General features: G+C 66.7%; 11 protein-coding genes. 5 read left to right on the forward strand and 6 right to left on the reverse strand.

Features of this window, described 5'->3' with window-relative positions:
• The first annotated feature begins 19 nt into the window (after positions 1–19).
• Complete coding sequence (locus JZ791_RS08775; RefSeq protein WP_254205393.1) at positions 20–580, forward strand: hypothetical protein; 561 nt, start codon at positions 20–22, stop codon at positions 578–580.
• A gap of 7 nt (positions 581–587) precedes the next feature.
• Positions 588–1,226 (forward strand): prolipoprotein diacylglyceryl transferase, encoded by a 639-nt coding sequence (locus JZ791_RS08780; RefSeq protein WP_216893695.1) that lies wholly within the window; start codon positions 588–590, stop codon positions 1,224–1,226.
• Between the two features lie 158 nt (positions 1,227–1,384).
• On the opposite strand, the gene JZ791_RS08785 is transcribed toward JZ791_RS08780, so the two are convergent.
• Positions 1,385–1,639, reverse strand: a complete 255-nt coding sequence (locus tag JZ791_RS08785; protein WP_216893696.1) for a hypothetical protein — start codon at positions 1,637–1,639, stop codon at positions 1,385–1,387.
• 498 nt (positions 1,640–2,137) lie between these two features.
• Here JZ791_RS08785 and JZ791_RS08790 point away from each other — a divergent pair, with 498 nt between their 5' ends.
• Positions 2,138–2,410 (forward strand): hypothetical protein, encoded by a 273-nt coding sequence (locus tag JZ791_RS08790; RefSeq protein WP_216893697.1) that lies wholly within the window; start codon positions 2,138–2,140, stop codon positions 2,408–2,410.
• A gap of 30 nt (positions 2,411–2,440) precedes the next feature.
• On the opposite strand, the gene JZ791_RS08795 is transcribed toward JZ791_RS08790, so the two are convergent.
• From JZ791_RS08795 to JZ791_RS08810, 4 genes are all read right to left on the reverse strand, one after another.
• Positions 2,441–3,136: an exonuclease domain-containing protein gene (locus JZ791_RS08795; RefSeq protein WP_254205394.1), complete on the reverse strand. Its 696-nt coding sequence runs from the start codon at positions 3,134–3,136 to the stop codon at positions 2,441–2,443.
• Positions 3,137–3,167: 31 nt separating this feature from the next.
• Positions 3,168–3,572 (reverse strand): hypothetical protein, encoded by a 405-nt coding sequence (locus JZ791_RS08800; protein WP_216893699.1) that lies wholly within the window; start codon positions 3,570–3,572, stop codon positions 3,168–3,170.
• On the reverse strand, positions 3,557–5,983 hold the full coding sequence (locus tag JZ791_RS08805; RefSeq protein WP_216893700.1) for an AAA family ATPase: 2,427 nt from the start codon (positions 5,981–5,983) through the stop codon (positions 3,557–3,559). Before JZ791_RS08805 ends, JZ791_RS08800 begins: the two co-directional genes overlap by 16 nt.
• A 191-nt stretch (positions 5,984–6,174) precedes the next feature.
• Positions 6,175–6,360 (reverse strand): hypothetical protein, encoded by a 186-nt coding sequence (locus JZ791_RS08810; protein ID WP_216893701.1) that lies wholly within the window; start codon positions 6,358–6,360, stop codon positions 6,175–6,177.
• A 372-nt stretch (positions 6,361–6,732) separates the two neighbouring features.
• On the opposite strand from JZ791_RS08810, the gene JZ791_RS08815 reads away from it, so the two are divergent.
• The gene (locus JZ791_RS08815) at positions 6,733–8,010 is read left to right on the forward strand and encodes an amidohydrolase (RefSeq protein WP_308162850.1); all 1,278 of its coding nucleotides are present in this window, start codon (positions 6,733–6,735) and stop codon (positions 8,008–8,010) included.
• Positions 8,007–8,576: a TetR/AcrR family transcriptional regulator gene (locus JZ791_RS08820; protein ID WP_308162851.1), complete on the forward strand. Its 570-nt coding sequence runs from the start codon at positions 8,007–8,009 to the stop codon at positions 8,574–8,576. The genes JZ791_RS08815 and JZ791_RS08820 overlap by 4 nt, the downstream gene beginning before the upstream one ends.
• A gap of 86 nt (positions 8,577–8,662) precedes the next feature.
• On the opposite strand, the gene JZ791_RS08825 is transcribed toward JZ791_RS08820, so the two are convergent.
• The coding region (locus tag JZ791_RS08825; RefSeq protein WP_254205395.1) for a C40 family peptidase at positions 8,663–9,709 on the reverse strand (1,047 nt) is incomplete at its 5' end.

Below are 9,709 nucleotides of genomic sequence, written 5' to 3' on the forward strand. Positions count from 1 at the left end.
GCTCGACAAGGAGGTCAGGATGTCGGGTGAAGTCATTGCCGTCATCATCATCGTTGTGGTGGTCGTGCTGCTCGGGGTGGTCGCGGTCGCGATGCGTCCCGCGCTGCGTACCCGAAGGTTGCGGAGCAGGTTCGGCCCGGAGTACGAACGGGTGGTAGAGCAGTCGCCGGACCGTCGCGCGGCGGAGAAGGAACTCGCCGACCGCGAACGCCGCCACTCCACACTGGAGTTGCGCTCTCTCTCCGAGGACGAACAGCAGCGTTATCGTGCTGAATGGGACGGCGTGCAGGAACGTTTCGTCGATGCGCCGGCCGAGGCCGTCACCGCTGCCGATCGGTTGCTGACTGCTCTGATGGCCGATCGGGGCTACCCCACCGAAAGCCATGACCAGCAGATCGCCGACCTGTCGGTCGAGCACGCGGAGCCGCTCGGGTCGTATCGGGCCGCGCATGAGATAGCCGAGCAGGCCGGGAGCGATGCCTCCACCGAGGATCTGCGGACCGCGATCGTGCACTACCGGGAACTCTTCGAGGAGTTGCTCGGCAGCACCTCGGCCACCAAGCCCGCATCGCAGAAGTGAGGAAACAATGAGTATCGAATCCCATCGCACCACAGATCCCGAAGCGGACGTTGACGATTCGGCACGTGCCGAGCAGGATGACGCGTCGTCCCCGGCGCATGCCGATAGCACGGAGTCCGGCGCGCGTGCCGACACCGTGGACGATGACACGCACTCCGAGACTCGTGAGCCCAGCGCGGATACCGAGGACCGCGGAGCGGATACCGAGACCGCTCCCGCGGTTCCGGCGGAGCACGAATCCGCCGACGGCCAAGCGAGCGCCGATCCCGTTGCCGAACAGCATATTCCGGCCGAGGTTGCCGCTCCGTCCCCTTCGCCCGGGGCACACTCGTTGGCGAAGTCCAGCACGCCGGGTAATCAGCCGGAGGCGACGGCCCCGTTCTTCGAAGACGAGGAACGTGACCGCATGCGCACCGAGTGGCGCGAGGTGCAGGCACAATTCGTCGATGATCCGCGAGATGCCGTCACCCGGGCCGGAACGCTGGTGACCGACACCGTGCAGCAATTCACCCGACTGCTCGCCGACCGCAAGCAGGCGCTGGACAGCCGCTGGACGGATGACGACTCCGCCGATACCGAGGCGCTGCGCCAGACCCTGCGCAGCTACCGGTCCCTCCTCGATCAGTTGCTCGGCGAGCAACACTGACCGATACCGTGCACTGGCCGCCGGCCTTCACGACCGGCGACCAAGTGCTGTTCGGTCCTACCGGGGCCGGTGACGAGGTTTCGTCACCCGCCACCAATCCTGTGATGCCTGAGCGGTCGGAAGTCTTGTGGCGGTGGCGAGTTCGTGATCGGGTTCGGTCAGATGCCGGGCGCTGCCGGTGTCACGTCCCGATCACGGGCGGCGTGGCGGGGCAGGAGTATGGCAGGGACGATGATCACCGCGGTGAGGGCGAACGCCACCCAGAACGCGAAGCCGAAGGAGTCGGCGAGCAGTGGTCCGACCACCGGCATCGCTTGGGGCGGGACGGAGCTGATCTGGTCGGAACCGACGCTGCCGGAGGGCATTCCGTGCTCGGTCCGCTGTCCGGCGAGGTGCTGTGTAAGCGCCGTCACGAGCACTGCGCTACCGAGCGACGCGTCGACCTGTTGAATGGCCGAGAGTGTGGGTGTCGCGCACGAACAAAGCCACACAGAGCCAGACGTAGAAGGTGTCGACGTCCACGTGAGTGAACGGCAGGGTGCCGATCAGGCCGGCGTCGTTGGTCGATCATCGCGGTGCACCACTTGCGGAACGTGTCGCAGGCAACGATAGAAACTCTGTTGTCGACGTCCGAGACTGTCTGTGGGGCGCTGATCGGTGGAACGCGTCAAGGTGCGCTCGGTCGAACGCGTCTCTTCGTACGTAGCGGGTAATTCATTCGGGAGGTTTCGGACATCCGCATACGACAGCTTGGTAACAACATTTGTTCCCTTAATTGGGTACCTTTGTTGTTGTGAAGGATGTGACGCTGGCGCGGCTCGGCGCTATCGCGGAACAACTATCCCGGCGGTCAGCGAAGCAGCCGCGTCAAGGATCTGGTCGATCTCGTCGTCCTCGCCCACACTCAAAACGTGCATCTCCACGAATTGCGCCGAGCGATTGCCGCCAAGCAGTCACTCAGCGGAATCGAGCCGTTCGGGCATTTCGAGATTCCTGCCGACTGGATCCGCGCCTACCCCAGGACTGCGAAGGGTGTTCCGATCGCTACATCGTTCATCGCGACTACCGCGGCGGACGTCGTGGCCGCATTTATCGATCCGGCCCTAGGTAAGAGCGCGGGAGACACGGCGATTTGGGATCCACGGGAACTCGCGTGGCGCGCGGCCCAGGCGCAGACTCGGTAGGCGGGAAGGCCGGCGGCGAGCGGCCCGGGATCAGGCTGTGCGCATCGGCCAGTCGCTGCATACTCCGGAGCCGTCCTTGCCGCTGCTCTGCAAGTAGGCGCGGAAGCTGTCCTGGCGGGCTTTGTGCCATTGGGCTTGCACGGTCATCAGTTCGGCGTATGTGATGTCTTCGAGATCATGGCGGAATGTGCGGGCGAGGGACCGGGCGAGTTCGAGGGCGGCATAGGCGTCGCCGTCGGATGAGTGTGCGTTGTCGAGTCGAACGCCGTAGTGCCCGCACGTGACAGCGAGGGTCCGCTTGCCCCTGCGGTATTTGTCCAGGTAGCGGTCGACGACGAAGGCGTCGATGACGGGGCCGACGATCAACGGCCGGTAGCCGAGCCGCAAACCTTCGACGTTGATGATGGTCAGGTCGTATACGGCGTTGTAGATGGCGAGAACGTGGCCGAGGGCCCATTCGGTTTCGAGGGTGCTGCGGATCTCTCGGTAGCCCTCGGCGTAGTCCTGGCCTTCGGCACGTGCGCGTGCGGTGGTGACACCGTGCACGGCGCAAGCGCCCCGGGGGATCTCGATTTCCGGGTCCAGCAGCCAGTTCGTACCGGCCGGGCGAAGATCACCGACTCGATGGCCGGAGACGATGCAGGCTGTCACGATCCGCGCGTCGAGCGGTTCGGGTCCGGTGGTTTCGAGGTCGAACGCTGCTAGCGGTGCGGTGGTCCAAGTCAATGTCGTTTCCTTCCAAGGGGTTCGATCGGTTCTATGGGGTGCTGGCTCGGGCTCGATGCCGCCGGATGGCGGCATCGATCGCTTCGGTGATGTGTTCTGCGGCGTCGTGCCAGCGGCGCAGCTCGGCGGCCGACGGGGCCGGCTGGTGGTCGTGGTGGTGGGAGGTGGCCGACAGTTGCGACCACAGCAGCCGGGCATCGGCGGCGGCCTCGGGGCCGATGTATTTCTGCACTACCAGGAATTGGGCGCGCAGGGTGACGTGCGTCATCGGTGGGGAGACCGTCAACCAGAGTTCGCGGACGGCGCGTTCGAGCGCGATGCGCAACAACCATGCGGATGCGCGGGGCCACATGCCGGCGAGGTCGGTGCTCGCGTCGGTGATGAGGGTGTCGACGCTGCGGAGCCGGTCGGCGACCGGGATCAGCGACTGATCCACTTGGTGATCCTTTCCGCGCGGTTGATGAGGTCGCCGAGTTCATCGTGGCCGCAGCCGTGCGCGCCGGTGTTGCAGGTCTTGATGACTTGTGAAGCCCAGGGGGCGATTTCATGGTCCATCATGGTCAGGACTTCGCTTTCGCGGTGGCGGTCCAGGAGCATGGCGAGGGCGAGTTTCGGTATGGTGCGTTCGGTGGCGTCGAGTTGTTCCTCGATGGCGTCCTGGGGGAATCCGTTCTCGCCGAACAGTCGACGGACCCGTGCGGTGCACGCCGATTCGATGGCCGAGCGGCAGCACAGCGCGATCATTTCCCTGGCGTGCTCGCGGGGCAGGCCGCGGGTGAGGCTGAGCGCGCGGGCGTCGTCGATATAGGCGCGGACCGGGTCGGCCGAGGTCAGGATCTCGACTTCGGATCGTTCGCGCCGCTGCACGTCGAGGACCGTGGCCGGAATGCGCAGGCGGCGAACGGCTTCCGATAGCCGCAGGTCGTGGGTGAACACGATCACCTGGCGGGTGCGGGCCACCTCGTCGAGCACCCGTGCCAGCCCGTCGACCTTCGCCGGATCCATCGACTGGACCGGGTCGTCGATCATCAGGAACCGGAAGGGGCTTTCAGGAGCGGTGGCGCGTGGCAGGAACAGCGAGAGGCCGAGGGCGTGCAGTTCGCCCTGGCTCATCACCCCGAGCGCCGCGCCCGCGACCCCGTCGACGGTGACGTCGAGTTCGACCTTGCGGCTGGAGGCGTTGCCCTGCAGGCAAACTCCGCCGAGTTCGACATTGCTCTGCTGGCGCAGCGTCGTCCACACCTGCTGCGACATTTCGGTGATCGGTCGCATGCGCTCGTCGCGCAACTGTGCCGCTGCCCCCTTGATCCAGGTTTCGGCCGCCTTCACCGCCTTCAGCTCTGCGGCGTTGTTCGCGCCGGCGGAGGCGTCATCGACCCAGGCCGCGATCCGGCGCGCCAGCGGTGACCAGGCGTCGTCGAGCTTCGCGAGTTCGCCGCGGGCGTGTTCCCGCAGTCGGCTCAGTGCCGCGTCGGCCGTCCGGAACCGGTCGGGCAGCTGTTCGATGAGATTTGCCGGATCCGCGGTGGCGAGCTCGGCCCAGGTGTGCCATGCGGTGACGGTGTCGTGCGAGTCGAGTAGGGAGCCTTCGGGGTTGCCGTCCGCCGCCGCGGTCAAGGCTGCCGGTATCGGCTGGATCAACCGACGCACCTCGGTCAGCGCTGCCGTGTGCTCACGCCGGATGGTGTCCAGCGCGGCGGTGTGTTCGCGGATGCGCGTGACGGTGGCGCGGGTGCGTTCGCGCCATGCCCCATCGAGGCGTCCGACACCGCAGACCGGGCAGTCGCAGTCGTCGTCGCCCGCATACAGTGCCGCCGAGTCCAGCAGTTGGACCAGTCGGGCTCCGGATTCGGCTTCGGCAGTGGCCAATTCGGCGAGCTTGTGTGTCGCATCGAACAGTCGCCGATGTGCCTGTCGCGCAACCTGTTCGGGCGGCAGCTGGACCGCCGAGACTGCCGACAGCAGCGCCCCGGACCCCGACGTCTCGGTTCGTCCCAGGACGATGCCGGATATCGCCTCGAAGTCGGTGGTCGGAGCGCGCAACAGCGCGCGGACTCGTCGGGCTCGCTCATCATCGATGTCCGACAATTCGGTGAGCAGCACCTCCCGATCCCGTTTGACCGCCTTGCGGGCATTGTCGAGCTCGAGTCGCCGGCGTGACAGAGTCGTCACCGCGTCGGTGAGGTCGTCGAGGCCGAGCAGACTGTGCAGTGCGTCGTACATTCCGCTCGGGGAGCCGTCTATGAGCGCGCCGAGTTCGCTGTAGGACAAGAACGGGCGGAACAGTTCCAGCGGCCGCGTGAGAGGGGTCCGATCCAGCGGTTCCGGTGCGCCGTCGCCGCGCCGGGTCGTCCACCGTCCGGCGGACAGCTCCGCGCCCTCGTCCCATCGTCCGGTGAGGGTGACCGGATTGTCCGCTCCTTGTGCCTGTAGTTCGATGTCGATCTGCGGTGCTGCTCCGTCGTGCAGGTTGCGCCAGCCGGTCTGCCATATTTTGGATCTGTTCGCCCAGCGCTGATTGTTGCCGGTGAGCGCGAATTCGGCAGCCTCGGCGAAGCTGGACTTTCCGCTGCCGTTGCGGCCGACGATCAGTGTGAGACCCAGCGACGGCTGAATCGACAGCCGGGTGCGCGGCCCGATCCCGCGGAATCCGTGCACGGTGACCGACCGCAGGAACACCTCGGATACTGCGCGCGATTCCGGCGAACCGGACCCGGCCGAATCGCCGAAGGCGCGCAGGATCGATTCGGCGACAGTGGGATTCAGGGATTCATCCGCTCCTACCTTCCGGCGGACCAAGTCGATGAGCGGCTCGGCCGACGGTGCGAGTTCAATGGGTTCGGACATATCGATCCTCTACTCGGTCGGATGGATGCAGATCTGGGAGTTGGCGCGGTGTGGAGGTGGCGCGGCCATCGATGCGCCGGTGGGTATTCTGCCGGAGAGCGCAGTGTCCTGCAGGGAAAGTGATGTGCCGCTGCGGTTTCCGCGCGGCTTTCGGTACGGAGGAGGTCTGCGTCGGTTGCGGCGGAACGGGTCTACTGTCCCGGAACGCATCCCAGCGGAACCTGATACGCGTTGTATCCGACGGCCGCTCCGGTGCTCGCGCCCAGCAGCATGCCCAGCGGAACCTTCAGGGGCGCATCGAGTCCCAGGGTGAAGGCGTTGGAGCCGGTGCCTATGGCCGCGCCGCCGAGGAGGCCGAGCGCCAGGCCGATGCCCATCGACTGGTTGCGCTCGAGGATGCGGAGGGGTTCGGGCCGGCCGGGGCAGATAGGTGCAGCGGGCGGCAGCAGGTTCGACCCGTGCGCCGGATGCCGCCGCGGACGGCCTGCCGACGCCCGCGGAGGGAAAACGGTAGAGCCGTGAATGCCGGCTCGGCCACGGTGTCGAAGAACGCGGCGCCGGTGTCACGAATGGTGTGTGTTTCGATGGTGTCGGCACCATCGATCTTCCGGAGCGGCGAGTGGACAGACTCGGTGTGTACCATTGGTACGCCGTGATGTACCAATGGTACGACTGTCGGTAGGTCGGCCGGATCGAGTTCTCGGACAAGTATGAGCAGTCTCGTGACAGACCAAGGAGGGAGCAGTCTCGTGACAGACATCGTGTGGAAAGAACTCGACGAGCTCAGCGCCGGGCTGGCCGAGTTCTATCGGGACTTGCACCGGCATCCGGAGCTCTCGTTCGCGGAACACCGGACGGCTGCCCTGGTGGCCGAAGGTCTCCGGCCGCTCGGGTTCGAGGTGACCGAGGGGGTCGGCGGCACTGGTGTCGTCGGAGTCCTGCACCGCGGCGACGGCCCGGTGGTGATGCTCCGAGCGGATATCGACGCCCTTCCAGTGGCGGAGAAGACAGGCCTGTCGTACGCGAGCACCGTCCGGGCCACCGACCCCGCGGGGGATGAGGTGCCGGTGATGCACGCCTGCGGTCACGATATGCATGCCACCTGTCTGCTCGGTGCGGCGACGCTGCTCGCTCATGCCTCCGCGGCCTGGTCCGGCACTCTGCTCGTGGTCTTCCAGCCGGCCGAGGAACTCGCGCGGGGCGCGCGGGCCATGGTGGATGACGGCCTGTTCCGGCGCTTCCCGAAGCCGGATATCGTGCTGGGCCAGCATGTCGGGCCGCTTCCGGCCGGGGTGATCGGCCATGGTGGCGGTCCGCTCATGGCCGCCTCGGACACCGCGAAGGTGGTGCTGCACGGCCGCGGGGGACACGGATCGCGCCCCGAGGCAGCGGTCGATCCGGTTCTGATGGCCGCGAACGTCGTCACGCGGCTGCAGGGCATCGTGGCCCGCGAGGTTCCCCCGGCCGAGGCGGCCGTGGTGACAGTGGGGCGGCTGCAGGCGGGCACCAAGGACAACATCATCCCGGACACCGCCGAACTCGGCATCAATGTGCGCTCCTACTCGCCCCAGACCCGAGCCCTGATCCGCGCGGCGATCGAGCGCGTCATCGGTGGCGAGGCCACCGCGAGCGGCGCACCGCAACCGCCCGAGGTGGAGTGGGTCTCCCCCGCGCCTCTGCTGGTGAGCGACCCGGACGCCACCGCGGCCACCGTGCGGGCCTTCGCCGCGCACTTCGGCCAGGAGCGTCTGCTGCCGATGCAGCCCGTTACCGCCAGTGAGGATGTCGGCGTGTTCGGCGAGGCCGCGGGCGTCCCCACCGTCTACTGGTTCTGGGGCGGGCTGGATGCCGAAACGGTCACCACGGCACTGCGCGAGGGGCGCTTCGACTCCCTGCCGGCCAACCACTCACCGCATTTCGCTCCGGTCATCGAACCCACGCTCGGCACCGGTGTCCAGGCCCTGGTCGTCGCCGCGCTCGCGTGGCTCGGCTCGCCGGCCGAGGATCGAGGCCCGTCACAGGTGTGAGCGACCGGGAGATCAACGGCGACAATGCCCCTCGCGCCAGGCTGTTGCGCAAGGGGCAGGAACTGCTCGCCGGGCGGGGGCGGCTGAGCGATCTGACGCTGCGCAAGCTCGCTGAACACCTGGGCACCAGTCATCGAATGCTGATCCACCACTTCGGTTCCCGCGACGGATTCCTGGCCGCGTTGCTGAGTGAGCTGCGCCGGGAGGAGCAGGAGGGGTTGGCGGCCCTGTCCGTGGAGGGCACCTACCGCGATGCGCTGAGGCTGCTGGAAGAGCGCTACCTCGACCCCGCCCATCAGCCGCGTGTCGCCGCGTTCTTCTATGTGCTCGGACTCGCGGTCCAGGATCCCGCGCCCTACCGGGACTTCCTCGACTCGCTCGAGGACTGGTCCGCGCTGTTCACCACCCTCGGCGAGCGCGAAGGACTCACCCCCGAGGCCGCCCGCGCCCGCGCCCAGGCACTGGTCTGGTCCGTGCGCGGCCTACTCGTCCGGGCCATCGCCACCGGTGACCGTGACCAGGCGCTCGCCGACCTCCGCGGGGTGATCCGCTATCTGGGCCTGTAGGTATACCGATGCGCCAGGCGCTTCGATGCGGCGAAGAATGCGGTGATCGCTCCGGGGCCGTTGGGTTTTCGAATCCGTGACGGGATTCAGAGCACCCGGCGGGCACGCATACCGGGCATCACCCGACTGATCCGTACGACGTCGCCAGTCGAGGGAGCCTGGATCATCATGCCCTTTCCGAGATAGATAGCGACGTGACCGGGGCCGTCCTCGCCCCAATTTCCGAACAGTAGATCTCCTGGCACAGCCTCGGGTAGTGAGATCTCGCGACCGATTCGCCACTGAAGTTGCGATGTCCGGGGAAGCGTTGTCCGGCCGCCTGTCGCGGCGTGAATTGCGAAGGACGTCAGACCGGAACAATCGAATCCGCCCATGGTCGGTCCGTTACTTCCACCGCCGCCCCAAACATAGGGCAGGCCAAGGTACTTCAGGGCTTCGTCGACGACACGTGGTCCGAGGTCCGTGATGGAACGGTGCTGTGCCGCGGGCAACAGATACTGGTCCGACGAGAGCCAGTCGAATTGACCCTGGGTGGCGAGGATTCGGGATACGTATGGCCTGGTCTGGTGTTCGTAATCAGGACTACCGCTGGGCATTCCGCCCGATCGCAAGACAGCGCCGGCCCCGGCGTTGTAGGCGGCGAGTGCGAGCGAAAGGGTGTCGCCACTTACGGCGCCGTTCAACTTCCACTGCTCGATCTGCTGATAGGCGTCGCACAGCAAGTGACCGGAGGCCATGACCGAGTCGCCGACGTCGAAAATGTCGGGCGCACCGTTGCCGTGGACGTCTGTGCCGTATCGCGCCCAGGTAGCGGGCATGAACTGACCGGGTCCCATAGCGCCTGCCGGTGACACCGGAGCTGTCGGACCATACCGAAAGCCATTTTCCACCGCGTAGAGTGCCGCCAGGGTCGGTGCTTCGATCCCGGCGCACAGAGTTCCGGCCTTTCGAAACCAGGGTACGAAGACAGCGATGTTTTCGACATCGGTCACGTCTGGGATTGCGGCAGCGGCCGTCGTTGGTACCGACGCATAGTCAGCTATGGGATCGCGATCGGCCGCACTTGGCACAGGTTCCGTAGCGTCCCTCGGCGCGTTCGGCATCATAGGTGTACCGAGACGTCGATCGGGGGC

The organism is Nocardia alni (assembly GCF_019038435.1).
GTDB lineage: Bacteria > Actinomycetota > Actinomycetes > Mycobacteriales > Mycobacteriaceae > Nocardia > Nocardia alni.

Bases quoted from the DNA above. Each gene is read 5' to 3' on its own strand.
- JZ791_RS08810 (WP_216893701.1), bottom strand. From the start codon at position 6,360: ATGGGCATCGGCCTGGCGCTCGGCCTCCTCGGCGGCGCGGCCATAGGC.
- JZ791_RS08805 (WP_216893700.1), bottom strand. From the start codon at position 5,983: ATGTCCGAACCCATTGAACTCGCACCGTCGGCCGAGCCGCTCATCGAC.
- JZ791_RS08775 (WP_254205393.1), top strand. From the start codon at position 20: ATGTCGGGTGAAGTCATTGCCGTCATCATCATCGTTGTGGTGGTCGTG.
- JZ791_RS08780 (WP_216893695.1), top strand. From the start codon at position 588: ATGAGTATCGAATCCCATCGCACCACAGATCCCGAAGCGGACGTTGAC.